Genomic DNA, 23,539 nt, shown 5'->3' with positions numbered 1-23,539 from the left:
GTCCATATTAAGGTTTATCGTCCAAACCCCGATTTTGCCTCTGCCCCTGCGACCGCCCGTGTCTACAAGCGAATGGACGACATGAAGGTCCACGTCATTGAAGAGAACCTCACTCGAAACTCCGGTGCCGACAGCATCGAGCTGAAGGGCGCCAGCCTGGACCTCGCGGAGGTGGCAGTCGATAATGGCGAGCTTCGAGTTAAGGGTCGCGATGCCCAGGACAGAAAAGTTGACCTTTCGTCCAAGGATAAACCGAGGCAATATAATGTCCCAATTCCGCGAAACGATAGTTTCCTTGCGAGCATTATGGGCTTCATACCGGGAGTCCGCTAATTTAACTGCGGCCCTCGAAGATCTTCAAAGTTACTGGCAAAACTTCGGTGGGCTGAAAGCTTTTTGCATATCACCTGTCGTATGGCTGGCGCTGATTATGGCAACAGCATGTTTCCCGATAATGCATAATGGCAAGTGGCTATCTGCAATATTTGATATTGTGCCAACTGTCATGGGATTTAGCCTGAGTGCTCTCGCTATTACGTTGGCCATTCCGTCAACGAAGATTTTTGAGATCCTTGCTGAAGGCGGGCGGCCGGACTCCTACTTCTTAGATCTCACATCTAAAATGGTACATTTTACGTTTCTGCAAACCCTGACGCTATTATCTGCTCTCATTGGATTGGCTTGGGATTTTTATCCGATAGCGTTTATCGGAACGTGGCTCCTCATATATTCTGCCCTTACGGGCGCGCTGCTGACTCTCGCGCTATATGGAACAGCTCGGCTATTCAATCACTCAGCTGGTTTGTCGCCCGAGGCTTCTGCCGGACCGCCGACAACACAGAACCCCACCGGAACCCCGGCGCCAAAATCAAATGAACCCGCCCCGAGGGCTAGTCCATCTATCAGCGATCATTGAAGTTTTTGGTGGGTGTGCACAGGTTCGAACTGTGGACCCGCTGATTAAGAGTTAGTTTTTCCGACTATTTAAGCTGTATCATCCCATATCATTCTTTATCAAAATCAATAGGATAGGTTGCCAAAAAATATTATTGCATATCATGCAATCTCATACGGTTGCTACCAGTCTGCTACCACGCCTGACTTATCGCCTCGCCATGGAGTAGGGCGGCGCCCACTGCGCTAGCGACGCCCGCTCACGAACTTCGAGCGTCGTGTAGCGTATGCATGAGGGTCTCGCAAAGTCATGGCCGAATAGAGGTAATGTGGAGTGCACTTAAGCTCCCGGAGTCATTTATATAGCTAGGAAACTATTTGATGCCTTTATAATTCAGGCTTCCGTTTTGTAAGGCTGAAGGCGACGAAAAAACATCCCTAAAATAATTCGGACTTTCCCGCTGGAATTGCGTACAGTGAAGGATGGCTGATCTATTGCGGACCTTACCAACAGAACGCATTTCCGAGTCTGAGAGCTATGACAGAGGCGTAGCGGCTGGATTGGAGATGGCCGCTAGCGTCGCTGATAATTTTGACCAATCGGATATGGTCGTCGGCGAACACGCAGAGTCACGAACTCTAAACTCGCTGCATTTGCGTCTTATCAGCATGGTGATCGCAAACCGCATTAGTGGTCAGATACGAAGCTTGCGGGCGAAAACTACCCGATAGGTACTGCCGAACAGTTTGTAGAACGAGAGGGCATCTCGCATGACCGTAATCCCGTTCCCAGTAGAACACATGGCTGATCGCATAAGCCATTGCGTAGACGCCGTCAAAACAGGCGACATCTATCAAACAGTTCGTCGAACAGTCAGCGTTCTGCAGATCATTGAATTCGAGATGCTTGAGAATGGTTTCTCCAGGGATGAAGTAGAGCGCCAAATTGCGGTTTTCCTTGCTCATGCCGAAGCGGCAATGATCCAGGCCTCACATGCAGCTGAAGGACAGTGCGGTCGAATCGCTAGTTAGGATTGCCGGCTGGCGATATGAGAGCAGGGCTCACTGCTGCGCACCAAGTCTGCAGCGTCTGACAGCAAAGTGAATGAAAGCGAATGGGAGGCAGCCTCGACAGAGGAGGGCAGGACTTGTCGCAAACGCATCTGTCCGGTATTGCACCAAGAGATTGCAAGGATGGCTTACGATATGGTAAACGTGAACGGTGTTGACGACGCGCTTGTCGATGCTGGTGTGGGTTCGAGGGTAAGAGAGCGCCGAAGAGCTCTCGGGATGAGCCAGTCAACGCTTGCCGAACGAATTGGCGTAACGTTTCAGCAAGTTCAAAAATACGAGAAGGGCTTGAATCGCATAAGTGCGAGTAAGCTTCATCAGATTTCTGAAATACTCGGTATAAGTCTCATTGACCTCTTTGAGGTGCCTAGCACTTTCAACGGCGTTGGTTCCGAGCCAGTAAATGAAATAGTGTCATTCGTTCGTACTGTCGAGGGGCAGCGATTAAATAACGCGTTTGCACAGGTTTCAGATGATCGTCTAAGGCGAAAGATAATTGAGCTCGTCCAGACGCTCGTCGCGTAAAAATTCTATATATAAGAAATTTATAATTTTGATAAAATCCGATAAGTTGGCAATCGATATAGGTCGCCTTGGCGCCGCCAGGGCGAGTTCGGCGGATATATATGGAAGTCTTCGTGATCGTGGCTGTACCCTTCGCCGTCCTGTTGGCGGTTTAGTTCAGGCTATGGTGACGTTCGAGCCAGTCCTCGAAGCCGCCTTTCGAACCGAATGTTGTAAGGTTCACTCCGCCTAGCCTAGTTCCGTTGTCACAGCATCGATGTGCCTTGGTCTGCCTGTGGTTTGGCTTCTTAGTTTGAGGGCACCGGACATTTCGTAGAACACTGATTCCAGGTCCGTTACCAAGTTTTTTGTGTCAAACGGCGGTAGACCTTTACGAGCGGTCTTGATCCGCTCCCTAAGACGAAGCAATTCAGCCGGATCACGGGCGAGACGAATTGCCATCGTTTCGTAATCTAGCATATTTTCCGTGACGAGTTCAGGCACTCCGGCGGCCCGCAAAAGGCTCGTAGACCCTCGCCCTGCTGGTGTTGAGCCGGCGCAGGTTAGAATGGGCAAGCCGGCCCAAAGAGCATCGCTGGCTGTTGTGAAGGCGCTTACGGGAAGAGTGTCGAGGAACAGGTCAGCCAGCGCACAGCGCGCCAGATGCTCGTCCATCTTCGCAGTAGGCGCGAATATCAAGCGTTTGGGATCGACGCCGCGCGCATTTGCTTCGCGCTCGAGATGATCAACCTGCTCTGGTGAACGCGCGAGTAAGCATAAGACGCTTTCCGGCACCGCCTGTAGGATGCGCATCCAGACGTCAAAAACTTTCGGCGTCAATTTGTAGGCAGCGTTGAAGCAGCAATAAACGAAGGTGCTGTCGGAAATACCGTACCGCGTCCGCGTGATCGAGCCATCGGGCATCGGCCGGTGCGTGTCGTTCGGTTGGAAGCAGTGCGGGAGGTAGGCGAATTTTTCAGTCGAGTACGCCTCGTACTCTAACGGCGAGACGGCGTGGTCTGTGATTACGTAGTCAATGAAGCTGGCTCCCATGGTGCCAGGAAAACCGAGGTAATTGACTTGGATGGCAGCAGGGCGCCATGCAAAGATTTTTGTTCTCGCTCGGCTAGTATAGCCCTTCAGATCTACGAGAATATCGATCTCATCTTCGTAGATGCGCTCCGCGATCGCCCTGGAGGATGCGTTTCTGACGTCTCGGAACACATCGAACGAGCGGATGATCCGCTGGCGAAGCGCGCTCGGTTTCTCCGGCCCGTAGGAGTAGCCGTAAACCGTCACCCGCGTCCGATCATGGTTCTCGAACAGCTCCGCAACCAGTCGCGAAGTTGCGTGGTCGTGGAAGTCGCCCGAAACATAGCCGACACGCAGGGGGCGGCCGCTACTTGGCTTCCGCGGGATGAACTGTTCGGATCGCGGCTTCTCCAGGGATCGTGCCCAGCGTATGGCGCAAACCTGTTGCTCGGCCTTTGTCGCCTCGGTCGACAGAAGGGCGAAAGGTGGGACCAGGAACCCTTTGGCAGCGAATTCTCGTATCCTGTCCTCATCGGCCTCAAAGTTTCGCCAGTCGCAGACCTGTCGTTTTAGCAGGACCATCTGCAGGAACAGGCCGATGTCGCTTGGCGCGAGGTGGGAAGCCCGCTCAACGTGTCGAAGGCCCTCCGTCGAAAGGCCGACGGAGATCAGTACCGACGCCAGGGCGTGATGTGCGGCGGCATTGTTTGGGGCGACCCGTGCAGCAGCCTCGGCATACCGGCGCGCCTCATCCGGCTTCGAAGACTGCAAGGCCAAGCATGCGAGGTTGTGCAGAGGGCGGAAATCCTGAGGGGCAGCCGCTGCAGCCTGACGGAAGTAAGACTTTGCGACAGCTTCCTTCCCTAAATCCAGTGCGATGGCGCCCAGAGAAAGCAGGCTTTCCAGATGGTACGGGTGTTTCTGGATAACCGACTGCAGGCCACGCCAGGCCTCATCATACCGCTTGGCCTTCTGCGCGAGCTTAGCTATATCAAATACTTTGTTCGTTTGCTCGCTAAGCATAGGTCCTCGGGGTTTATGTGACCACTGAGCAGAAACTAGCGGTAGGGCGCGAATACACCGTTTCGATTTGACGGTCTAGTTCACCGTATCTTCCGTAAGCGAATGATGCTCGAAACAGTGACCTCCTCCACCTTGAAAGGGATGAGGCTCAAAATCAGTCAAGACCGCTCATTGAGGCGAAACCCATTACCTTTGTGGCGAGCACGTCCTCGCCTAAAATTGTGTCAGGGAAGGCCGGGACGTCGCTGCGGCCGGTTCGGTCGAACAGCAGCAGCGCCTCGCGCTCGCCTTTCCATGGGCATGTTTGAAGTTGGACGGCCCGCCGCGCGCCCCAAGCGTCTCGGCGAACTGCAAGGCGGCCGGCGACCGCGGTTATGGCCTCGCCGAATCTCACCGCGGCTTCCCGCGCATCACGACCTCAAAGCCGAAGGTCTCCGCGAGGGCGACGAAGTTCGACATGCCGGGCTCGCGCTGGCATTTTCGCCAGCCGTAGAAGCTGTTTAGGCTGATGCCCGAACGCTCTTCCATGTCGTAGAGCGACCAAGCTCGAGCGATCCGCTGCATGCCAATGGCGATGATGGCAGCCGGGATGTCACGAAGATTGATCTCTTGCTGGTTGCCTCGCATCACGACCTCAAAGCCGAATGCCGCCGCCAGGCGCACCAGCTTCGAAAGCGAGGGGTCGCGCTCGCGGGCGAGCCATGCGGTGTATGAGTCGATCGAAAGGCGCGCCTCTTTCGACATCTGGGACATCGACATTCCACGCGCTCGGCGCTCGGCGTCGATGGTCGTCATGACTTCGACTTGCCGGCGGAGGTTCACCTCAATCGGCGCGACGACGGCACTCATTGCCAGCCCCGCATTTTCTCCCGCAGGCGGATCTTCTCGACGGCCGAGATGTCGCCCGCGATGTTGTTGCACCGAGCGTGCGCCAGATAGGCGTTCGACAGGTGGTTTGGGCCGCCGTGCGCTATCGCGACGAGATGCTCGACGCTGGCGGCCATGTCCCGGTGACCTTCTGCGCATGGCGCCGGGACAGGCTGACCGCAGAAAAAGCACCCGCAGCCATCCCTCTCGACAAGAACGGAGAACCGCTGCTTGAGCCGCGACGAGCGGCGCGTCCTGGCGGTGGGCGAAAGCCGCGGGGATCCACCGTCGAGGTAGAGGTCGACGATCTCCGACAGCGAGAGCGGCCACGTCTGGTTTCCACGGCGGTTCTTGTGGACGACGTGAACGCCGGATGATGTGCGGACCCGAAGCACCTCATACGGGTTCGTCGTGGCAAGGACTTCGGCCCCTCGACGGCCGAGCCATACCTTGAAGGCGTCCAAATCGCGCACCATCAGACGAGCCCCGTCTCGATGGCGAGCTGCCGCGGCAGGGTAAGGCGATGATACCCTCCCGTTGCGGTCACCTCGGCGTGGACGAGAGATACCGTCGCGGTCTTGCCCGTATCGACGCTTTGGACGCGGGCGGCGCGTTCGCCGACCTGCAGCAACCGGACGGAAATCTCGACGCTACCGGACATGGCCGACCTCGTCGCGGGTCTTTGTCCGCGTCTGCCCTTTCAAGAATGCCTCGAGGGTTTCGTTGAAGTAGAGAACACGCCCCTGGCGCTTCACGTACTCGGGACCGGTCCCAAGCACGCGCCACCGGGCGAGGGTCGAAACCGACGAGCGCAACTGCTCGGCGGCCTCTTCCGTGGTGAGATAACGCTCGCCCATCGTCATGCCGGGCTGTAGTCGTCGTCTTCGGCATCGCCGAAGGGAGGATCGTTGGCGTCAACCTCATTGCCGTCGTCTTCATCGACTTGGGCATCCTCGATCTCGGCGTCGGGCTCGGGCTCGGGCTCGGCGGCAGAGGCTGGCTCGGGCTTCTTTTTCGGCGGCTTCTCCGCCTTCGGTTCTTCTGCCGGCTTGCCCCGCGCCATAGCGGCATGCACGCCACTTGCGCGGCCTTCCGGCTTCGGCTCGACCATGACGGGATCAGCGGCGGGCGCCGCCTGGCGCGGCGTGATGTCATGGAAGTCGGAGATGTCGAGCACCTCGTCTTCCATCGGCATGCCGTTCAAGATGTGCGGCGCGTAGAGCCGGCCGAAGAACGCCGCGGCGCGATAGCGGATCATCAGATCCGGCATGGTGACCCATTTCGAGCCGGGCTTCGTGTACCAGCCTTCGGCAACCGCCATGGCGATGGAGACGGGCGGGCCTTCGAGGATTTCGCCGGTGCCCTTTTCGGCGGTCCAGGCGACGCATGTCATGTCCTCGACATCCGTCTTTGCCGTCACCTTCGTCCGGTTCCCCTTCGGACCTTCCCATTTGTCGAACGAGACGGACCGCTTGCCGAGCTTCTCGATGCGGAAGCGGATCGGTGCAAACAGGCCGCAGCTATTCAGGGCGCCAATGATGAACGACGACGCCCACGACGGCCGGCCTTCGATAATGTGAAGGTTCTGCATCACGACGAGGGGCGACAGGCCCATGCGTCCGGCCGTGTCCATCGCGATGAGAGCGTTGCCGATGTTGTCGACCCCGCGGTAATTCGAGGGAACAAGGTCCGAGGATACAAGGGCCTTCGCGATGCGCTGCGCCTGCTCAAAAGACGAGGTGGATGAGAAGACCGAGAGTGCCCGGTCCGGCTGCTGAGACTGCACCGCAAGGGCGTTCGAGGACGTGTCGCTCATGTGGGTTCCTTGGCTTTGGTGATGCGGACGTTTCGGTAGGAGGACGCCCGCTGGACGATGGTGGTCTCAGCGCGATGGGTGGTGCCGGCGGAGACCTTCCAGCCGGTCGCGATGACGCGTTCGTGGTCGCCGATGTTCTCGATGAGTTCGGCTCGAGCGCGCTTCTTGTCTTCCTCGGCCGCCTTGAAGCGGAGGCCGGCGGCGTGGTCGGCTTGGATAAGCGCAAGCAGGCGCGCGGCGACGTCAGGCTCGGCCGTGTCGAGGTCGAGTTGCCTGCCGATGCTGGCGTTGCGGTAGAGGGTCCGAATTGTCTCGTAGTCGGCGAGATAGTCCGCTGGGGGAGGGTCCTGCCGTGCGATGCGATCGAATAGTTCGGCGATGCGCAGACCGATGTCCGCACCGACGACCCGGTCGCGTTCCCGCCGATAGACGAGGGTGTCGTTGCCGCCGATGAGGCCGCCAATGGCGCCCCAATCGAGGTCGCAGGCCTCAAGCTGGTGCTGAAGCTGGAACTCGATGTGTGCGGGGGCCTCGTCTTCCGACCAGTCATCCTTGGCGATGAACTTGTCGACGTTCTTGATCTCAAGCAGGCCGTAGCCGAGTTCCGGCTTGGCGATGTCCTCAATCACGTAGTCAGGGGAGGCGCCCATATGCGGGAACTTCACCGAGCGGGCGTAGAGGAACGGATGAGAGTCGATGATGCGCCACCCGTTGTCCTCGCAGATGCCCTGCGCGATTGCATTTTGCAAACGCTTACCCCAAAGCATGCGTTCGTTCTCGGTGAAGACGACTTCCACGTTGCCGGCGAGGCGATGGTAGAGGTCGAAGGGCGTCATGTACGGCGAGACGCCGTAGAGGGCCGCTGCCGCCGTCGCTGTGACATCGGGGGCGCGGAGGAAGTGCCAGGACTTCTCAAGGCGCGGCCAGAACCATGCCGAGCGCGAGTAGATGATGCGGCGGCTCATGCGACTTGATCCGGCGAACTGGACCAAGTGGAAACGAGGTCAAAGCCAGTTGCCTTGCCGAAGCCTTTTCCGGTCGCATCCCAGCTGCGGCCGTCAATGTCGAATTCGATGTACACATTGACCGCGGGCGATCTCATCGGCCCGACCTTCGCGCCGATCGTGTCGATGTAGCATTTCCCTACCTCGACCCTCACGCACGAGCCTCCTCAACAGCCCGCGCTCGCAGCACGTCGTCGAGGGCGACCCACCCACCGCCGTAGCGAACGGCGATCGTTGACATTTCGTCAACGTCAAGGTCGTGCGAAACGCCGTCCAATGTGACGGACGCGCGGCGCACATGCACCTCGCCATCATTATCGGGATCGTTCGGGCTTTCGTGGCCGGGCGGCGGCAGCCTCCCGTCCATGGCCGCGGTGACATCGCCGAGCAGCGTCGGCACCGTCACCGTCATATCGAAATCTCTTCGTCCCATCTGCGCCAACTCCATTGCAAATCGTCATTAACGTTTGCAATATGTCAACGAAACTGGCATGTGTCAACAACGGTTGGTTAAGGATGCGAATTTATGAGGTCAGATTGGGCTAAGGCCAATCAGCGGTTGGAAGGACACGATGGTCGCGTCGTGGATCAGCTCGCCGGTCAGTGGGATGACGGTATAAAGGTTTGGCGCGTAGCCGCGGCGGGCCTTGCCATAAATCACCTCGCCGGAACGCAGGTGAATGAGGCCTGTCCGGTCAAGCCCGCCTGCACCGCCAGGCTCAGCCTTTCCGAATGCCGCAATGAAGCCGTCCCAAACATCGGCCGCGGACTGCGCAGTCCGGAACTGCAAGCCCATAGCCTTCTCAGGCAGGTCCCACTGAAACTGCACGATTGTTCCCGGCGAATCTTCGCGGATGACAGCGCGTCCCGTGCCGTCGAGGTAGCCGATGACCTTCAGGCGACCGTGCATGCCTCCGGTGGTCTCGACGCCGGCCCGGCGAACGATTTCGCTGATGGGCAGGTTGAACACGCGGGCGAATTCGTTGGCTTGCTCGATCCGCATCCGACGGTGTCCATCCAGCAAAAGCGACAGGCTCGACGGGTCGAGGTTCAGCAGTTTCGCGGCGGCGCGCTGCGTCAACTTCCGGTCGGCGATCTGATCGCGGAACCACTGGCTATCAATCTGCCGCTCTGGCTGGACCATGTCGTTCATCTTCAGGCACCCTCATTTGCAAACTGCGATCATAATAGTTTTATGTTCGCAGTTTGTCACTAGAACCCATTAGGTAGCGCCAAACATCATGAATAGCGAAACGCCGCTCGATATTGCCGTCCGATTATTGGCAAATGGCTGCCGTGCCAAGCTCGCTCGGTTGCTTGGCGTCAACCGCTCGACCGTAACAGGCTGGGATAACGCAGCCCGCCGTCCAGACGGACTCTGCGGAACGATCCCGCCACGGTACATCCCCGAGGTTCTTAGTCTCGCCGAAAGCATGGGCGTCACCATCGACCCGGCTTCCCTTCACCCTTCGCGTTGACGTTTTGCAAATAGAGGCCCGGCATGGGTGAACCCCGAATGTTCCTCAATGGTCGCGTTGCGCTGCATGCAGGCGACTGCCTCGACGTTTTAAGGCTGCTGCAAGAGAACAGCATCGACGCCATCAACACGGATCCGCCGTATGCGCTGACGTCCATCACCGAGCGGTTCGGTTCGGACGGTGCGGCGCCTGCGCAGTTCGGAACTGATGGTGCGTTCGCGCGGGCATCCCGCGGCTTCATGGGACGCACCTGGGACACAGGGGAGCGCGCATTCTCCGCCGAGTTCTGGCGGGAGTGCTTGCGCGTCCTCAAGCCTGGCGGGCATCTCGTCGCGTTCTCTGGCACGCGGACCTATCACCGAATGGCGGTGGCGATCGAGGATGCAGGGTTTGATATCCGCGACCAGCTTGCCTGGGCATATGGGACGGGTTTTCCGAAGTCGCACAACATCAGCAAGGCAATTGACCGCAAGGCAGGGGAAGGCGAGGCAACTGTCTCGACCACGCTCGACGCTATCGAATGGGAGGGCTGGCAAACCGCGCTCAAGCCGGCATGGGAGCCCATCTGCCTCGCCCGCAAGCCAGTCGAGGGCACCGTCGCCGATAACTGCCTCAAGTGGGGGACGGGAGCGCTCAACGTCGGCGGCTGCCGCATCGGTGCCGAACAGCGCACCGCGTCTTACAGCTCTCTCAAGGCCGCCAGCAACAACCGCCTCGGCGACCCGGCGGTCAAAGAGGCGCGCCGCGGACTGCCGCTGACCGAAGCCACCTATGTCGGCCGCTACCCTGCGAACATCGTCCACGACGGCTCGGCGGAAGTTGCCGCTTGCTTCCCCACAGTCGACGACATCTCAGCAGCGCGGTTCTTTTACTCGGCGAAGGCTGATGGCGATGATCGTCATGGCCTCAACCACCCGACGATCAAGCCCGTCGACCTAATGCGTTGGCTTGCGCGGCTGACATGCCGGAAGGGTGGCACAATCCTCGACCCTTTCGCCGGCACCGGCACGACCGCCGAAGCGGCGTATTGGGAGGGGTGCAATGCCGTCCTCGTCGAGCGCGAGAAGGAGTACCAGGCCGCCATCGCGATCCGCATGGGCCTCGTCCTCGCCGGGCCTGACGAAAAGAAGCGGGCACGGACAAAGCTCGTCGCCGCCGAGGGCCTGCCGCTGTTTGGCGGCGTCCAGGCCGAGCCGGCGCCGCAGACGCGCGCGGCCTATGGCAAGTTCGCCGAGGACTCACTGTTGCCATCTGAACGCTCTGCAAAGGCCAAGGCACGTTCCGTCCGCTCGCGCGGTGACAAATTGCAATCGGGCGCGACTCTATCATGACATTCCAGCTATACGATCATCAGAAGGCGCTCATCGGCGACGCTCGCAAGGCGCTCGCCGAGCACCGGTCCGTTCTTGTCCAGCTTCCCACCGGCGGCGGCAAGACGATCGTCGCCAGCTTCATGGCCGGCAGCGCGGCGAAGCGCGGCAAGACCGTCACCTTCGCCTGCCATCGCAAGGAACTCATCCTGCAGACGGCCAAGACCTTCGACAAGGTCGGCATTCCCTACGGCATCATCGCGGCCGGCATCACCGGGGATCGACGGCAGCCAGTCCAGATCGCCAGCATTCCGACCCTCAACAGCCGGTTCGACCAGTACAAGGCGCCGGACCTCTACGTCGTCGACGAGGCGCACCACGCCGGCGCGAAGACATGGGCCGAGGTCATCGACGCCTACAAGGCGCAGGGCAGCTTCGTCGTCGGCCTGTCGGCTACCCCGGAGCGGCTCGACGGCACCGGGCTCGGAAGATGGTTCAACGCCATGGTCAAAGGGCCGTCGACCGCCTGGCTTATCGAGAATGGCTTCCTCTCGCCTTATCGGCTGTTTGCCCCGTCCTCGCCCGACCTGACTGGCGTCAAGCGCATTGGAGGCGACTTCAATAAGAAGGATCTGGAGGCGCGCGTCGGCAAGACGGCGGTCACCGGCAACGCCGTCGAGCACTACCGCAAGCTGGCGCACGGCAAGCGGGCGATGGTCTTCTGCGTCTCCATCAAGCACAGCCTCGCGGTCGTCGAGCAGTTCCAGGCGGCCGGCTATAAGGCCGCCCACATCGACGGCGACAGCCCCGACCGCGACAAGCTCATCGCCGACTTCACTGCGGGGCGCATCGAAGTCCTGTCGTCGGTTGATCTCGTCTCCGAGGGCTTCGACCTTCCGGCGATCGAGGTGGCGATCCTGCTGCGGCCGACCGACTCTCTCGCGCTCTTCATCCAGCAGGTTGGCCGCGCGCTCCGCGTCGCTCCGGGCAAGAGCGAAGCCATCATCCTCGACCACGCCGGCAACAGCCGCGCGAAGGAAGAAGGCGGACGAGGCCATGGCCTCCCATGCCAAGAGCGGAACTGGACGCTCCACGGACGCGAGAAGCGAAGCCGCGGCGCAAGCGGTGATGAGGAACCTGCGGCGCCGGCGCGGCAGTGCCCATCTTGCTACCGCGTCCATCCGCCGGCGCCAGTCTGCCCGAACTGCGGCCACAACTATCCCGCCCTCGGCCGCACGGTGAAGGAACTCGCCGGCGAACTGGCTGAGGTCGAGATCGCCGCAGCGCGGACCGCCGTTCGCCATGACCAAGGCCGAGCCCGATCGCTGGCGGACCTTGTCCAGCAGGGCAGGGCGCGCGGTATCGCCAACCCGACCAAGTGGGCCGAGCACGTCCTCAAGGGCCGGGAGGAAAAGCGCGAGAACGAAAACGCGCAGTCGCTCGAGGACCTCATCCGCATCGGCACGCTTCGCGGCCGGAAGAACCCCGCTGCCTGGGCTCAAAAGGTCTGGGATGCCCGCAACGAAACCACGCAAAGGCGCTACGCATGACCCGAAGCTATTTCGACCACGTCTCCACAGGTGAACTCGACGCCGGCACGGCGCTGACGATGAAGCTCGCGCGCGACGCCGGGCGTGAGGCCGGCCGGCATGTGCTCGCGACCGCACAGGGTCGCGCCGACAGCGCCGCATTCGGGCTGCTGGACTATCTCGCGGCGGCGCTGGTGAGGATGTACGGGCCGACCGATACGGCGGCGGTGTTCCGGCATTACTCGGAAGTCGTCGGCCGTCAGGCGGACCCGCGCGGGGCGGACGCCGCAAAATGAGCGGCACCGCCCTCATGAACCGCTGCCTCATGGCGCTCTCGCGCGCTGGGGCGTCGGTGTTCCGCAACAACACCGGGCAGGGCTGGGCCGGCAAATCCTTCGGCCTGTCCGCGGGCGAACTCTACCGCGCCCGCGGCGGCGAGCGTGTCATCCTTGACGCCCGTCCGCTCAAAGCCGGTCTTACCACCGGTTCGTCCGACATCATCGGCTTCTTCACCGTCCAGATCACGCCCGACATGGTCGGCGCGAAGGTCGCAGTCTTCCTGGCGCCCGAGGTCAAGGACGGCACCGGCCGGGCGACAAAGGATCAGAACAACTTCCTCGACCATGTGCGGCGCGGCGGCGGGATCGCCGACGTCGTGCGCTCCGAGGCTGATGCCGTTGCACTCGTCGAGGATGCGGCCCGCGATATTCGAGGACGTGCATGTCAATGACCAACAGCGATGGCGACATCGTTTCCGACTTCCTCGACGCCATGCGGTCGTCCGGCATCCGCATGGACACGACCGGCGGGCATCCGATCGCTGACGGGACGCTCCACCGTGCGAACTCGCTCGACGCCAAGCGGAAGGGGAAGAAGGACATCTATTACGTCCTGCACCTCGACCATCCCGCGTCCGGCCACTTCGGCGACTTCAAGCTCGGCATTGAGGACACATGGACGGTCAAGCGCCCGACAGCGATGACGGCGGCAGAGCGGTCCATCCTTCGTGATCGCATCGAGCGCGAACGGGCCGACCGGGCCGAGGACACCCGCATCGGGAACGAGATGGCCGGCGCGGCGGCTGCGGTTCTACTGGCGGCTTCGGCGAAGGCCAGCCCCGATCATCCATACCTCGCCCGCAAGGCGCTACCGGTGTTCCCCGGCTTGCGCCAGTTGACGGAAAACACCCGCTACACCATCCACGACAAGGAGAAGCCGAACCGCACGGCCCGCGCAGGAACGCTCATTGTCCCGATGTACTCGCCGACCGGCACCATTGTCGGCGTGCAGACGATCGACGACGGTGGCAAGAAGCTGTTCCTCAAGGGCACGCCGAAGGCCGGCAATTACCACAGCATCGGCAAGGCACCGGAGGCCGGCGGCCGGATCGTCATTGCCGAGGGATACGCCACCGGCGCGCGGATCCACAGCGCTACCGGCGCGCTCGTCATCGTCGCCTTCGACTCGGGCAACCTCAAAAGCGTCAGCGTCGCCATCCGAGCCAAATACCCCGAAGCCGACATCGTCATCGCCGCCGATAATGACCGGTTCACGAAAACGCCCGTCGACAACCCAGGCCTCACCATGGCGCGTGAGGCGGCGAAAGAGATTGGCGTGCTCGTCGCGGTGCCGCACTTCGACGACGCGGACATCGAGGCCGGCGGCGCAGCGCCACGGGACTTCTCCGACTTCGACGACCTGTTTCGCCTGGCTGGGCTTGAGCCCGTGCGCGCGGCGCTGGCGGCAGCCGCCACGCCGAACGTCGTCAGTTTCGAAGCGGAGAAGGCCAAGCGGTCGTACGCTGGCGACGAACCGCCGCCGGCCATGCCTGACGACTACGATCCCGCGGACCGCGACTATGGCCCTGCCGGCGGTGAGGATGACGCGCCCCATCCCTTGGCGGACTTCGGGCAGCCGCACTTCCGCTGCCTCGGGATCGGAAAGACGACCTGCTACTACCAGCCGGCCGACGTGTCGGAGGTTATCGAGCTGTCGGCCTCGTCGCATAAGGCCGAGAACATGATGATCCTTGCGCCGCTGCAGTGGTGGGAGATCGAGTTCCCCGGCAAGGGCAAGGAAGGCGGCGTCGACTGGAAGGCCGCCGTCAACGCCTGCATCCGGTCGTGCAAAAGCCGAGGCAAGTTCGTGTCGCACAATCGCGTGCGGGGCAGGGGAGCGTGGTTCGAAGGCGAGGACGCGGTCTTTCATGCCGGCGACCAACTCGTCACCAACAACGAGGCGTGCCGGATCTCGCACCACCACAGCCGCCACGTTTACGATGCCGGCGAGCCGCTCGACGTCGACATGGACCGCCCGGCGACGCAGGAGGTCGCCCGCGAGTTCCTGTCCATCTGCAAGTCGCTGCGCTGGTCGGCGCCGTTGTCCGGCTATCTCCTTGCTGGCTTCTGCGTGGTCGCGCCGGTGTGCGGCTTCCTCACCTGGCGGCCTCACATCTGGATCAACGGTCCGGCCGGCGCTGGCAAATCGTCCGTGATGGACAAGATCGTGAAGCACGGGCTCGGGACGTCTGCCATCAGCATCGTCGGCAATACGACCGAGGCCGGCATCCGCGGCGCGCTCGGCATGGATGCGCTACCGGTCATCTTCGACGAAGCCGAGCCGCGCGACATGCACAGCCAGGCTCGCATCCGAGCCATCCTCGACCTCGCGCGCGTCGCCGCGTCGGAATCGGATGGCGTCATCATGAAGGGCACATCGAACCAAGGCACGAAGGGTTATCGGGCGCGCTCGATGTTCGTCTTCGCGTCGATCAACACGCAAATCGAGGGCTATGCCGACGAGACCCGCTACACGCAGTTGACGCTTGCCAAGCCTGAGGCGGACAGCCCGGAACAGGAGCGCGCGAACAAGGAGCACTATGCGACCCTTATCTCGAGGATGCTGACGACGATCGACGCCACCTTCGCGCGCCGCATGCTCGCCCGCACCATCCACCACCTGCCTACGCTACGGCACAACGTCGCCATCTTCACGGAAGCGGCGGCCATGCACCTCGGCGTGCAGCGGCTTGGCGACCAGCTCGGGCCTCTACTGGCCGGCGCCTACCTCCTAAACAGCGAGCGCAAGGCGACGCTCGAGGAAGCCCTCAAATGGATCTCGGCGAACGATTGGGCCGACCATTCGGCAAAGAACGCAGTCAAGGATCAAGACCGGTTCGTTCAGCACCTGTCGGGATACCTCGTCAAGCACATGACCCCGGAAGGCGGCACATGGGAGCGGACGGTCGGCGAGCTGATCGAACTCAGCACGCATCCGCAAAGGGTGCTGATGGTCGACGACTACGGCCACGACACCTACGTCGACAACAAGGCTCGCAAGTCGGCTATCGCCGCGCTCGTTCGCCTTGGGATCAAAGTGCAGGAGCGGACCGGCGAGACGGTCGTCTACGTCTCGACATCGGCCGAGGCGCTTAAAAGCCGTGTCTTGAAGGGGACGGAGTGGGCCGGCACGAACATCCGGACCATCCTGAAAAACATCGACGGGGCGGTCGCCCATAAGGGCAACCACTATTTCATGGCGGGCATCAACACGCCGTTTGTGGAGCTACCGATTGAGGCGTTGATTGGGGAGCGGACACCCGGGGACGAGATCTGAGAATGATGGTTCTAGAATACGAAACCCCCCGGCTACTATCGTAGCCGAGGGTCGAGTTTTTTAGCTCTAGCGGCGGATTAGCTGCGGAAGAGCGCCAGAATGTTCTGGGTCGAGGAGTTGGCGATCGAGAGTGCCTGGATGCCCAGGGACTGCTTCGTCTGCAACGCCTGCAGCTTCGTCGACTCTTCCGAAAGGTCCGCATCGATAAGGCCAGAGACGCCCTTATCAATTGTGTCCATCAGGTTCGCCACAAAAGTCTGCTGCAGCTCAATGCGGCTAGAAACGGCGCCGAGAGTAGAAGCAGCGGAGATCACCTTATCCGTAGCCGTGTTTACGGCCTTGAGGTAGGCGGTGATCTGGTTCGAAGTGGCGTTGGAGATGTCGATGTTCAGCACATTTGTGCCCTTGGAGGCAGTGCTGTCCGAGATCGCAACACTCGTACGACCGCCAGTAAAGGTAATCTCGTTACCGGCCGACTTGCCAGCAACAACCGAGCCAGCCAGTCCAGAGTCAGCAAGAGCTTTATTTAGCACGCGAACATAGTTATCAACCGTGCTGATAACGCCATCCTTGGTGCCCAGAGCTGCCGAGACAGTGCCCTTATCGAGGATAACCTGCTTCTTTACGCCGCCGTCAAGAGAGACGCTAAACGAGAAGGTGTCGTTGTCATCGAGGGTGATGCCGTTGGTCGTGTTATCGAAGGCGACGAGGTTGGTCGAAACGGCATTTGCGCCGGCCGTCGTCGCTCCGGGAGTGACGGTGTTGTTGCCGCCCGTAGCGCCGGTGCCGCGAACGAAGTTGGTGTTCTGGATCGTGACTGCAGTGTCAGATCCCGTCTTCTTCGACGTGAAGGTGACGTCACCACCAGTAACATTAAGAGTCACAGCGGCAGCAAGGGCAGCGTTGCTTGCCAGCGCCGTAGTAAAGTTCGCGGCCGTTACAGCCGTGTCATTGCCGGTCGCTGGAACTTCGAGCGTGAAAGTCTCGTTGTTGACCGTCAGGGACATAACGAGCTTGTTCGGCGTAGTGCCGCCAGTCGTGTTGGCAGTGGAGGCAATCGTAGCGGTTGCCGTGGCGCCGGTGCCGACGACAGAGGCTGCAGCCAGAATGTCGGAAATGCCGCCCTTAGCGACGTTGCCGAACTTACCTGCGTCCAAGATGCCTTCGCTGGTAGCGGAAGCATCGACGAGTTTCATCGTCGAAGTGTCGATGGCGATGGTGCCAAGCGTTACAGTGCCGCTGCCATCGCGGGTAAACGACGAAACGACATTCTTGTTTGCAGATACGCTCGTGTCGGCCGAGTTAACCGAGAGCCAGTTTTCACCCGAGAACGACGAGGACGACGCAATCGACTTCAGCTGGGTCTGAAGTTCGTTGATCTCCGACTGCACAGCGGCCTTATCGACGCCGTCCTGCGAAGCAGAAACGAGCTTCGACTTGATCTGATCTAGAACTTCTTTGGCCTTGTTGAGGCCCTGGTAGGCGACGTCGACAGTAGCAGCACCCAGACCGAGGGCATCGTTCACGGTCGACATAGCAGAGTTGTCGGACTTCAGCGTGGTCGAGATGGACCAATACGCGGCGTTGTCCTTTGCTTCGCCAATCTTCAGGCCGGTCGAAACTCGATTCTGCGAGGACTCGAGTGCGCTGTTGGTCTGCTGCAAGGTACGCAGAGCGGTGGTGGCGGCAACGTTGTAGTTAATCGAGGTCATTTTTTTAGTCCCAAAAAAGCAAAACGGGACATTGCAGCCCATGCCGCGGATCAGCAGACGGTATCATATCCTTGGTTTCCGCTGGGGAAAGCCACTGCTGATAGGCACAAGATGCCCTACGAGAATGAATAGTTCGCTAACGCCAAGTTTTCTGAGTGAGTTGTGCGATCCGTTCGGACCAACCTTCAAGAAGCGCTATCTGGATGCCATTCGGGGGCGTCTCGATGCCGCCGGTCGAAACGGTTTTGACGAGCGATCGCAGCTCATCTCCACCAAGCGCCCGAAGGTTTTCTATCGCAGTCAGTCGAACGTCGTGCGGGGTAGCTTTCTTGCCAACAAGACGCTGGACAGCGTCGAATGTTGACGAGTAGCTGAGCGGCCGGTCTGGGCTGCGCTGAGGGCCAGCAGACGCAAGGACGTAGTCAGCCGGCTGATCGCGATGGATGAGTTCGCCAAGTTCTTCAGCCTGAGCTACGAGGTCAAGCGCAAGCGCAGAAAGATGAACGTAGCGAGGCGGGCTGCCGGTGACCCAGAGTTTGCTCTGAACGTCGACCTCGCTCCGGAGCATGCCGATCAAGCTGCCGAGTGGTTGGAGAGTGACGCCGCTTAGCATTACCGCGAGACACGCTCCACGATCAGCAGTCGCGGCACCGCTCGCTGCATACGAAAGCGTCTCCCACGTGCTTTTTAGGGCTGCATCGCTTAATGCTACGGGCTCTTTGCCAATGCTGGGAGCCAGAAGGCGTTTAGTCCGTACGCTCTCGATGACACCTTGCCGGACAGCAAATTTGTCTACGTTGCTGAAAATCGTTCTCAACCAACTCGCGGCCTTTTCAGCGCCGAAGGCTGCGGTGTCGTCGATGATTACCTGCATATCGACACCTGAGAGAGCCGCAAACCGGCTCTCCAAAAATGAGTCACCAACGTATTGGTGAACCATGTTGCGTTGGGTCTTGAGGTCGGCCTTGTCTTCTGCCTCGCCGCTATCCCGGTGCCCGCCTTTTTCAGCCTGGACGAAGTACCAGTTTATGATCTGGCTGACCCTAGCGTCATCATTCTGCATTCTGCTGCTGGCGCCTTATGCATTGCTCGAAAATCCAACCTCGCATGCCAATCTAGTTCGAGGCTATCCGGCTCAAATTTGTTGGATCATGGCGCACCGGCGGGGAGGCGCCCGGCGATCCTAGCGTTGATGACCGCGGCGCTTTCATGCCGCAGCAAGGCAGCGAACAAGATCGCATTCTCCCGGCGGACCGAATCGTGTTCCGACTCCGGGCACATGCCCTGAACCTTAGCCGCCGCCGCGAAGACATCCTGCATCGACCGCGCAAGCCGCCGCGCTTCGCCTGCTTCGAAGCCATCAGGCGCTCGGTTATAATCAGCCTCGGCGACGCCCATAGAAAACCGGCTAAACTGGTAGGTGGAATAGGCGTTCGCGAAAGTGCTCGATGGCACCGGGATCGGCACGACAACGGCGCTCATCGGTATAGGCATTTTATCCTCCATCGCGGATCATGATCCTAAGAGAAGCACCTTTTTCGATGGGACGCTAGGGAAGGGAATGCGGAGATGTTCTTATTTTGTTCACCCCACCGCGAACGCAGCTGTTCGGTATGGATAAGGGGATCATTATCCACAGGTTGTCCCGTCGCCTTATGCCCGTCGTCGCTTGCTCGCGCCAGCGGTGCGGATATGAGCGCGGACATCTTCAATCGTCAGTGGAATTCTGCCGGCCGTCGTTTCCAGAAAGCCGACGCCGTCCTCGTAGGTCGCGGAGACCAGCGTCGTGCCCTTCTGCCCCGCCTGGCGCCACTCGATGTTCACGGCATCGACAAGCGACTGAATGAACTTGGTCTCGGTGGGGTAGGCCGACGTATAGCGATCGGCGATCAAGACGCGCAAGAGCATCTTGAGCCGCACAGGCTGGCGAACGCCCGGAGGAACTCAGCCTCCGCGCGCTCGGGCGACCAATACTCCAGCGTGATGCCGAGAGCCGCGCCGCTGTCATTCCAGGCGACAAGCGGCGCGGCCATGTTCTGGATGGCCTCATCGACGAGGATGCACCCGTCCGCGACTTTGACCGCCTGCGGCATGGTGGGGTCGAGCCCGAACCTTTCACAGATGGCTTTCAAGACAGCGTCTTCGGCGTCACGATAACCAGCCAAGAACGGCTTGACCGGCCGCGGCACGTCGACGAGGAAGGCTTCGCTCGCGTCATGCAAGAGCGCCCACAACGCATGCTCTGCGCCAACAGCCCGCGACAGCAAAACGCTGTGCTCGGCCACGCTATAGAACCGCTGGCAGTGCCCTGCGAACCTGCACTGCATTGCGAGCGAGTGGGCGATGTCCACGATATCCACGTCGGCCGGATGCGGGTCCATCGGCCAGAACTCCCGACCTGAATAAGTCTGAATCCAGTCGCCGCGGCGAGCGCCAGCCGCAGCAGGCGAGCCGTTCACCTGCGCCAAGGCGGGATCATAGGTGCCGAATGGAACGGTGCTCATCAGCCCATCCCCCGCATCACGGCAGCAAGGATCCCGAACCCGGTCCCTGCGCCGAACCCGACCGCAACCGCAGTGAACAGCAGCCGCAGCCGAGCCGCCTCGGCCCGATCGGCGCAGTACAGAGGCCCGGTCACGACCGGTCACCGTGCGAAACGGCGACGACGAGGTCGCGCTCGAGGACGACGAGGGCCGCGGCGCCGATGCCGACCACCATAATGGCGGCAGCGGCGAGGGCGCAGAGGTCCTTGAGGACGCGGCGCCAATCGGTTGCGGGGGGGGCGGGCCAGTATTCAAGATGGGGGCGCATGGCGATATCTGTTGACGTTTTGCAAACGTGATGAGCGAGCAGAAAGGTGTGAGATGCCCGTCGAGCCATTCGACGAGACTAAGACGCAGGGCGGAGATCGGTGATGATCTCGACGACTTCCTTGATGATGTCGGTGAGGTAGCTGACGGAGACGGTTCCGCTTCTGCTCTGCTGGCCCAAGGTCTCTTTGGCCTCGCGTATGAAGGCGTCGACATCTGACAGCCTTCTCGTCCGTTTCGCCTCGGTGCCGATCTCGCTCATCTTGGCGACGGGGATGGAATTCGGTTGGCTCATGGCGCTCTCCGTCGCGGCGCGGCGCCGCTTCTCTGATGTCATCTGATATACGCGCCACGCATAGCGTTGTCAATTTGCAAACGCTGACGACATGGATCTGCCGTCGCGCCTCTTAGGCCCCCGTTTCGCCTCCTCTCGGCACTTACAGAAATACTGTGGTGAAAAATACGGTCAAAAATACACCTAAGCCATTGATTCAGCTCATCAGTATTTCCGTATTTTCCTATGCGCTATCACAGAGAGAGATAGACATGAATGCGCGCTATCCGCATGCACAGCATGCGCAGACAGGCACACCTATTATTATTATTTTCCTTATGAAATAAATATAATAATATAGGTCGAATGATTTTAATCACTTAGGTGTATGCGGGTGAGTATCTCGGGCCGAAATTAGTATTTCCTGGTGCCGAAAGCCCGCAACTGCGGTGTATGTTGACGAAAAACGTCATCGTATGGCACCATAAGTTTGCAACCAGCAAACCATAGGATCGACCATGCACCTACTGCGCAACGACATCCCAATTCCCGGCGACGACCGGCCTCGTCGAGATACCAACGGCCCATGGCGCACCATGGCGGTCGGCGAGAGCTTCTTCATGCGCAAAGCCAAGTCTGCCGAGGCCGGCTGCTATTATCGGAACTCGCAGGAGGACGGCCGGCGGTTCACCTGGCAGGAGCGGACCGAGGAACTCGACGGCGAACCGGTTCGCGGTGCCCGTGTCTGGCGGACCGCTTAGCGGAATACCGCAATTGACGTTTTGCAAACGCTGGACCATGTTCCGGCAGCGAACGTCTTTCCTCAGGGAACCAGCTATGTCCGAACAGATCATGCGCAGCGTCAACGTTGCAGTCGATGGCAAGTCCAAGCAGTTCAGTCCCGGCCCCGGCCCCGTCCCCAAGGGCACATCGACCGAGGTTGTCGACCGCCTTCGTCGTGCCGGCGCCTTCGGTGAAAAGCCCATGGCATCGCAGGGCGGCGCCGGCACCCTCGAGGTGTCCGGCCTCAACCCTGTCACCTCGACCGTTACCGCTGACCTCGTCTCTGGCGAATCCAGCGACTATGCCGATGTCCGCTCCGTCGAGACCGAGCGCGAAGCTGCCGTCGAAGCTGATGGCGGTGGCGAAATCGGCAAGCTCGGTAACATTGGCGAAAGCGCCGACCTCGATTGCATGACCCGCGCGGAGCTGGAAGCCTATGCAGCCTCCCGCGGCATCAGCATCGAAGGCGCCAGCAGCAAGTCCGACGTCCGCGCCGCGATCGACGCCGCGTCCGCCTAAGCCGGGCCGATCATTGCCGCAGTTAACGAGCCGTCGAGGTTAGCCTCGACGGCTTTTGCTTTGGAGAAATCATGTTCGTCATCCGGGCCGAATGGCGCGCCAAAGGCCTTCATCAGTACCTCGACCATCTCAAGGCGCCGCGCCTCAACCAAGCGCTCTCCAAGGCCGTCAACGATACGGCGCGGCAGGTAGAGCAAACGGCCGAGAAGATGGTCGCCGCTCGCCTCTCACTGCAGGCCAAGCGCGTCCGTAAGGGCGTCTACATCCTGCCGCACTCCACGCCGAAGACGCTGCGCGCCATCATCCGCGTATCCAACTCCGAGGTGCCGCTGAAGGTCTTCCGAGCCAAGGAGGTGCCAGGCGGTACGGTCGCGACGATATGGGGCAAGAAGCAGTTCCATCCCGACGCTTTCATCTTCGGCGGCAAGGTAGGCGACCGCAAGGACATCAGCATGGCCGACAACGTCTTCGTCCGTAAGGGCAAGGCGCGTCTGCCCATCCAAAAGGCCAAGGGCGCAAGCATCGGCCAAGCGATGAATGAGGGCGCGGTGTCGAACGCCATCGAGCGGAACGCCGACAAGATGCTGACGGCCAACGTGCTACGGCAGCTCGAGCGCTACACGCGCAAGGCTCGCGGCAAGTTCTAAGTTAAAGTCAGGATAAAGTAATCATAAGACTATGTGAGGTTGACACTTCTATCCGACTGCTCGCTTGGCCTCTTGGCGCCGCGCTACCGCAAGATCGAAATGCCCTCAACTGTCAACCAAAATGGGCGAATAAGACTGCCAGTTCGTGACATTTCAGCATCATATTGCCAGTTTATGCGGCATTTTAGCAACATTCCCGCCCCGTTTTGGGTCCTCCCCGAGGGTGGCTCCTATGCGGGGGACAAGACTGGCGCAGGCCTTCGCTAGTGACAGAAAAGCGAGATTACTACGCATTACTATGCAAAGCGCCTATATAGATGAGACGGAAGTGGCAAGTGTGTAACTGCATTTGCCAAGACATCAAAGACCGAGGATGTAAGCCCCGGCCGATCAATCGCTCAAAGCATTTCGAAGCCGGGATTGATCCCGATAAACTACGCGTCACGCAAAAGATCAATCGCCGGATATCCTGCTCGGTCCATTCGCATCGAAATCGTCCGTGGCGGCCTCGTCGGCGCTGCGCATCTCAGTCTCGCGTCGGCGATCATTCTCGGTCATCGCCTCCTCTTCCCTGGCGGACTGGTAGGCATCGTCCGCCCAATCGTCCTTGCTGGCGAACCCTCGGTAAAGTCGGCTCGTCATTGATCTTGA

General features: G+C 60.3%; 30 protein-coding genes. 12 read left to right on the top strand and 18 right to left on the bottom strand.

Annotated features, from left to right (window positions below; all coding sequences use genetic code 11):
* From ACZLZY_RS12310 to ACZLZY_RS12295, 4 genes are all read left to right on the top strand, one after another.
* On the top strand, positions 1-333 hold a 333-nt coding region (locus tag ACZLZY_RS12310), incomplete at its 5' end, for a DUF4747 family protein (RefSeq protein ID WP_472934199.1).
* On the top strand, positions 266-916 hold the full coding sequence (locus ACZLZY_RS12305; RefSeq protein ID WP_472934198.1) for a hypothetical protein: 651 nt from the start codon (positions 266-268) through the stop codon (positions 914-916). The genes ACZLZY_RS12310 and ACZLZY_RS12305, both read left to right, overlap by 68 nt.
* A 749-nt stretch (positions 917-1,665) precedes the next feature.
* Positions 1,666-1,926 (top strand): DUF6074 family protein, encoded by a 261-nt coding sequence (locus tag ACZLZY_RS12300; protein WP_472934197.1) that lies wholly within the window; start codon positions 1,666-1,668, stop codon positions 1,924-1,926.
* A gap of 162 nt (positions 1,927-2,088) precedes the next feature.
* Complete coding sequence (locus tag ACZLZY_RS12295; protein ID WP_472934196.1) at positions 2,089-2,490, top strand: type II toxin-antitoxin system RelB family anti-toxin; 402 nt, start codon at positions 2,089-2,091, stop codon at positions 2,488-2,490.
* Between the two features lie 228 nt (positions 2,491-2,718).
* On the opposite strand, the gene ACZLZY_RS12290 is transcribed toward ACZLZY_RS12295, so the two are convergent.
* From ACZLZY_RS12290 to ACZLZY_RS12245, 10 genes are all read right to left on the bottom strand, one after another.
* On the bottom strand, positions 2,719-4,524 hold the full coding sequence (locus ACZLZY_RS12290) for an O-linked N-acetylglucosamine transferase, SPINDLY family protein (RefSeq protein WP_472934195.1): 1,806 nt from the start codon (positions 4,522-4,524) through the stop codon (positions 2,719-2,721).
* 390 nt (positions 4,525-4,914) lie between these two features.
* On the bottom strand, positions 4,915-5,373 hold the full coding sequence (locus ACZLZY_RS12285; protein WP_472934194.1) for a helix-turn-helix domain-containing protein: 459 nt from the start codon (positions 5,371-5,373) through the stop codon (positions 4,915-4,917).
* The gene (locus ACZLZY_RS12280) at positions 5,370-5,867 is read right to left on the bottom strand and encodes an HNH endonuclease (protein WP_472934193.1); all 498 of its coding nucleotides are present in this window, start codon (positions 5,865-5,867) and stop codon (positions 5,370-5,372) included. The genes ACZLZY_RS12285 and ACZLZY_RS12280 overlap by 4 nt, the downstream gene beginning before the upstream one ends.
* Positions 5,867-6,052, bottom strand: coding sequence for a hypothetical protein (locus tag ACZLZY_RS12275; protein WP_472934192.1), 186 nt, complete (start codon positions 6,050-6,052; stop codon positions 5,867-5,869). The genes ACZLZY_RS12280 and ACZLZY_RS12275 overlap by 1 nt, the downstream gene beginning before the upstream one ends.
* Positions 6,042-6,254 carry a helix-turn-helix transcriptional regulator gene (locus tag ACZLZY_RS12270; protein WP_472934191.1) on the bottom strand — a complete coding sequence of 71 codons (213 nt, stop codon included), beginning with the start codon at positions 6,252-6,254 and terminating at the stop codon, positions 6,042-6,044. Before ACZLZY_RS12270 ends, ACZLZY_RS12275 begins: the two co-directional genes overlap by 11 nt.
* Positions 6,251-7,207, bottom strand: coding sequence for a recombinase family protein (locus ACZLZY_RS12265; RefSeq protein WP_472934190.1), 957 nt, complete (start codon positions 7,205-7,207; stop codon positions 6,251-6,253). Before ACZLZY_RS12265 ends, ACZLZY_RS12270 begins: the two co-directional genes overlap by 4 nt.
* The gene (locus ACZLZY_RS12260; protein WP_472934189.1) at positions 7,204-8,172 is read right to left on the bottom strand and encodes a YqaJ viral recombinase family nuclease; all 969 of its coding nucleotides are present in this window, start codon (positions 8,170-8,172) and stop codon (positions 7,204-7,206) included. Before ACZLZY_RS12260 ends, ACZLZY_RS12265 begins: the two co-directional genes overlap by 4 nt.
* Positions 8,169-8,366: a hypothetical protein gene (locus ACZLZY_RS12255; protein WP_472934188.1), complete on the bottom strand. Its 198-nt coding sequence runs from the start codon at positions 8,364-8,366 to the stop codon at positions 8,169-8,171. Before ACZLZY_RS12255 ends, ACZLZY_RS12260 begins: the two co-directional genes overlap by 4 nt.
* Positions 8,363-8,623, bottom strand: coding sequence for a hypothetical protein (locus tag ACZLZY_RS12250; protein ID WP_472934187.1), 261 nt, complete (start codon positions 8,621-8,623; stop codon positions 8,363-8,365). Before ACZLZY_RS12250 ends, ACZLZY_RS12255 begins: the two co-directional genes overlap by 4 nt.
* A 120-nt stretch (positions 8,624-8,743) precedes the next feature.
* Positions 8,744-9,364, bottom strand: a complete 621-nt coding sequence (locus ACZLZY_RS12245) for a hypothetical protein (RefSeq protein ID WP_472934186.1) — start codon at positions 9,362-9,364, stop codon at positions 8,744-8,746.
* 348 nt (positions 9,365-9,712) lie between these two features.
* Between ACZLZY_RS12245 and ACZLZY_RS12240 the strand changes: the two genes are divergently transcribed.
* From ACZLZY_RS12240 to ACZLZY_RS12220, 5 genes are read left to right on the top strand one after another with little or no spacing between them, the layout of a single operon-like run.
* Positions 9,713-11,020, top strand: coding sequence for a DNA-methyltransferase (locus ACZLZY_RS12240; RefSeq protein ID WP_472934185.1), 1,308 nt, complete (start codon positions 9,713-9,715; stop codon positions 11,018-11,020).
* Complete coding sequence (locus ACZLZY_RS12235) at positions 11,017-12,549, top strand: DEAD/DEAH box helicase (RefSeq protein WP_472934184.1); 1,533 nt, start codon at positions 11,017-11,019, stop codon at positions 12,547-12,549. Before ACZLZY_RS12240 ends, ACZLZY_RS12235 begins: the two co-directional genes overlap by 4 nt.
* Complete coding sequence (locus ACZLZY_RS12230) at positions 12,546-12,824, top strand: hypothetical protein (protein ID WP_472934183.1); 279 nt, start codon at positions 12,546-12,548, stop codon at positions 12,822-12,824. The genes ACZLZY_RS12235 and ACZLZY_RS12230 overlap by 4 nt, the downstream gene beginning before the upstream one ends.
* The gene (locus tag ACZLZY_RS12225) at positions 12,821-13,258 is read left to right on the top strand and encodes a hypothetical protein (RefSeq protein ID WP_472934182.1); all 438 of its coding nucleotides are present in this window, start codon (positions 12,821-12,823) and stop codon (positions 13,256-13,258) included. The genes ACZLZY_RS12230 and ACZLZY_RS12225 overlap by 4 nt, the downstream gene beginning before the upstream one ends.
* Positions 13,255-16,143 (top strand): toprim domain-containing protein, encoded by a 2,889-nt coding sequence (locus ACZLZY_RS12220; protein WP_472934181.1) that lies wholly within the window; start codon positions 13,255-13,257, stop codon positions 16,141-16,143. Before ACZLZY_RS12225 ends, ACZLZY_RS12220 begins: the two co-directional genes overlap by 4 nt.
* A 77-nt stretch (positions 16,144-16,220) precedes the next feature.
* Here ACZLZY_RS12220 and ACZLZY_RS12215 read toward each other — a convergent pair whose 3' ends face one another.
* The 7 genes from ACZLZY_RS12215 to ACZLZY_RS12185 all read right to left on the bottom strand — a co-directional run bounded on the left by ACZLZY_RS12215 (position 16,221) and on the right by ACZLZY_RS12185 (position 20,960).
* Positions 16,221-17,855 carry a flagellin N-terminal helical domain-containing protein gene (locus ACZLZY_RS12215; RefSeq protein ID WP_472934180.1) on the bottom strand — a complete coding sequence of 545 codons (1,635 nt, stop codon included), beginning with the start codon at positions 17,853-17,855 and terminating at the stop codon, positions 16,221-16,223.
* A gap of 136 nt (positions 17,856-17,991) precedes the next feature.
* A complete protein-coding gene (locus ACZLZY_RS12210; RefSeq protein ID WP_472934179.1) occupies positions 17,992-18,918 on the bottom strand; it encodes a hypothetical protein in 927 nt (308 codons plus the stop codon).
* A gap of 86 nt (positions 18,919-19,004) precedes the next feature.
* Positions 19,005-19,337 (bottom strand): hypothetical protein, encoded by a 333-nt coding sequence (locus ACZLZY_RS12205; protein ID WP_472934178.1) that lies wholly within the window; start codon positions 19,335-19,337, stop codon positions 19,005-19,007.
* 171 nt (positions 19,338-19,508) lie between these two features.
* Complete coding sequence (locus ACZLZY_RS12200; RefSeq protein WP_472934177.1) at positions 19,509-19,757, bottom strand: hypothetical protein; 249 nt, start codon at positions 19,755-19,757, stop codon at positions 19,509-19,511.
* On the bottom strand, positions 19,745-20,359 hold the full coding sequence (locus ACZLZY_RS12195; RefSeq protein ID WP_472934176.1) for a hypothetical protein: 615 nt from the start codon (positions 20,357-20,359) through the stop codon (positions 19,745-19,747). The genes ACZLZY_RS12200 and ACZLZY_RS12195 overlap by 13 nt, the downstream gene beginning before the upstream one ends.
* 130 nt (positions 20,360-20,489) lie before the next feature.
* A complete protein-coding gene (locus ACZLZY_RS12190) occupies positions 20,490-20,666 on the bottom strand; it encodes a hypothetical protein (protein ID WP_472934175.1) in 177 nt (58 codons plus the stop codon).
* 78 nt (positions 20,667-20,744) lie between these two features.
* Positions 20,745-20,960, bottom strand: coding sequence for a hypothetical protein (locus tag ACZLZY_RS12185; RefSeq protein ID WP_472934174.1), 216 nt, complete (start codon positions 20,958-20,960; stop codon positions 20,745-20,747).
* 497 nt (positions 20,961-21,457) lie between these two features.
* Between ACZLZY_RS12185 and ACZLZY_RS12180 the strand changes: the two genes are divergently transcribed.
* From ACZLZY_RS12180 to ACZLZY_RS12170, 3 genes are all read left to right on the top strand, one after another.
* Positions 21,458-21,700: a hypothetical protein gene (locus ACZLZY_RS12180; protein WP_472934173.1), complete on the top strand. Its 243-nt coding sequence runs from the start codon at positions 21,458-21,460 to the stop codon at positions 21,698-21,700.
* A 76-nt stretch (positions 21,701-21,776) separates the two neighbouring features.
* The gene (locus tag ACZLZY_RS12175; RefSeq protein WP_472934172.1) at positions 21,777-22,241 is read left to right on the top strand and encodes a hypothetical protein; all 465 of its coding nucleotides are present in this window, start codon (positions 21,777-21,779) and stop codon (positions 22,239-22,241) included.
* Between the two features lie 71 nt (positions 22,242-22,312).
* Positions 22,313-22,888, top strand: coding sequence for a phage tail protein (locus ACZLZY_RS12170; protein WP_472934171.1), 576 nt, complete (start codon positions 22,313-22,315; stop codon positions 22,886-22,888).
* A gap of 453 nt (positions 22,889-23,341) precedes the next feature.
* On the opposite strand, the gene ACZLZY_RS12165 is transcribed toward ACZLZY_RS12170, so the two are convergent.
* Positions 23,342-23,530: a hypothetical protein gene (locus ACZLZY_RS12165; RefSeq protein WP_472934170.1), complete on the bottom strand. Its 189-nt coding sequence runs from the start codon at positions 23,528-23,530 to the stop codon at positions 23,342-23,344.
* Positions 23,531-23,539: the final 9 nt, after the last annotated feature.

It is taken from the genome of Mesocryomonas lacus, from assembly GCF_055730135.2.
This window is presented reverse-complemented; position numbering and strand designations above follow the sequence as displayed.

Bases quoted from the DNA above. Each gene is read 5' to 3' on its own strand.
- ACZLZY_RS12305 (WP_472934198.1), top strand. From the start codon at position 266: ATGTCCCAATTCCGCGAAACGATAGTTTCCTTGCGAGCATTATGGGCT.
- ACZLZY_RS12300 (WP_472934197.1), top strand. From the start codon at position 1,666: ATGACCGTAATCCCGTTCCCAGTAGAACACATGGCTGATCGCATAAGC.
- ACZLZY_RS12295 (WP_472934196.1), top strand. From the start codon at position 2,089: ATGGCTTACGATATGGTAAACGTGAACGGTGTTGACGACGCGCTTGTC.
- ACZLZY_RS12290 (WP_472934195.1), bottom strand. From the start codon at position 4,524: ATGCTTAGCGAGCAAACGAACAAAGTATTTGATATAGCTAAGCTCGCG.
- ACZLZY_RS12285 (WP_472934194.1), bottom strand. From the start codon at position 5,373: ATGAGTGCCGTCGTCGCGCCGATTGAGGTGAACCTCCGCCGGCAAGTC.
- ACZLZY_RS12280 (WP_472934193.1), bottom strand. From the start codon at position 5,867: ATGGTGCGCGATTTGGACGCCTTCAAGGTATGGCTCGGCCGTCGAGGG.
- ACZLZY_RS12275 (WP_472934192.1), bottom strand. From the start codon at position 6,052: ATGTCCGGTAGCGTCGAGATTTCCGTCCGGTTGCTGCAGGTCGGCGAA.
- ACZLZY_RS12270 (WP_472934191.1), bottom strand. From the start codon at position 6,254: ATGACGATGGGCGAGCGTTATCTCACCACGGAAGAGGCCGCCGAGCAG.
- ACZLZY_RS12265 (WP_472934190.1), bottom strand. From the start codon at position 7,207: ATGAGCGACACGTCCTCGAACGCCCTTGCGGTGCAGTCTCAGCAGCCG.
- ACZLZY_RS12260 (WP_472934189.1), bottom strand. From the start codon at position 8,172: ATGAGCCGCCGCATCATCTACTCGCGCTCGGCATGGTTCTGGCCGCGC.
- ACZLZY_RS12250 (WP_472934187.1), bottom strand. From the start codon at position 8,623: ATGACGGTGACGGTGCCGACGCTGCTCGGCGATGTCACCGCGGCCATG.
- ACZLZY_RS12245 (WP_472934186.1), bottom strand. From the start codon at position 9,364: ATGAACGACATGGTCCAGCCAGAGCGGCAGATTGATAGCCAGTGGTTC.
- ACZLZY_RS12240 (WP_472934185.1), top strand. From the start codon at position 9,713: ATGGGTGAACCCCGAATGTTCCTCAATGGTCGCGTTGCGCTGCATGCA.
- ACZLZY_RS12235 (WP_472934184.1), top strand. From the start codon at position 11,017: ATGACATTCCAGCTATACGATCATCAGAAGGCGCTCATCGGCGACGCT.
- ACZLZY_RS12230 (WP_472934183.1), top strand. From the start codon at position 12,546: ATGACCCGAAGCTATTTCGACCACGTCTCCACAGGTGAACTCGACGCC.
- ACZLZY_RS12225 (WP_472934182.1), top strand. From the start codon at position 12,821: ATGAGCGGCACCGCCCTCATGAACCGCTGCCTCATGGCGCTCTCGCGC.
- ACZLZY_RS12220 (WP_472934181.1), top strand. From the start codon at position 13,255: ATGACCAACAGCGATGGCGACATCGTTTCCGACTTCCTCGACGCCATG.
- ACZLZY_RS12215 (WP_472934180.1), bottom strand. From the start codon at position 17,855: ATGACCTCGATTAACTACAACGTTGCCGCCACCACCGCTCTGCGTACC.
- ACZLZY_RS12210 (WP_472934179.1), bottom strand. From the start codon at position 18,918: ATGCAGAATGATGACGCTAGGGTCAGCCAGATCATAAACTGGTACTTC.
- ACZLZY_RS12205 (WP_472934178.1), bottom strand. From the start codon at position 19,337: ATGAGCGCCGTTGTCGTGCCGATCCCGGTGCCATCGAGCACTTTCGCG.
- ACZLZY_RS12195 (WP_472934176.1), bottom strand. From the start codon at position 20,359: ATGAGCACCGTTCCATTCGGCACCTATGATCCCGCCTTGGCGCAGGTG.
- ACZLZY_RS12190 (WP_472934175.1), bottom strand. From the start codon at position 20,666: ATGCGCCCCCATCTTGAATACTGGCCCGCCCCCCCCGCAACCGATTGG.
- ACZLZY_RS12185 (WP_472934174.1), bottom strand. From the start codon at position 20,960: ATGAGCCAACCGAATTCCATCCCCGTCGCCAAGATGAGCGAGATCGGC.
- ACZLZY_RS12180 (WP_472934173.1), top strand. From the start codon at position 21,458: ATGCACCTACTGCGCAACGACATCCCAATTCCCGGCGACGACCGGCCT.
- ACZLZY_RS12175 (WP_472934172.1), top strand. From the start codon at position 21,777: ATGTCCGAACAGATCATGCGCAGCGTCAACGTTGCAGTCGATGGCAAG.
- ACZLZY_RS12170 (WP_472934171.1), top strand. From the start codon at position 22,313: ATGTTCGTCATCCGGGCCGAATGGCGCGCCAAAGGCCTTCATCAGTAC.
- ACZLZY_RS12165 (WP_472934170.1), bottom strand. From the start codon at position 23,530: ATGACGAGCCGACTTTACCGAGGGTTCGCCAGCAAGGACGATTGGGCG.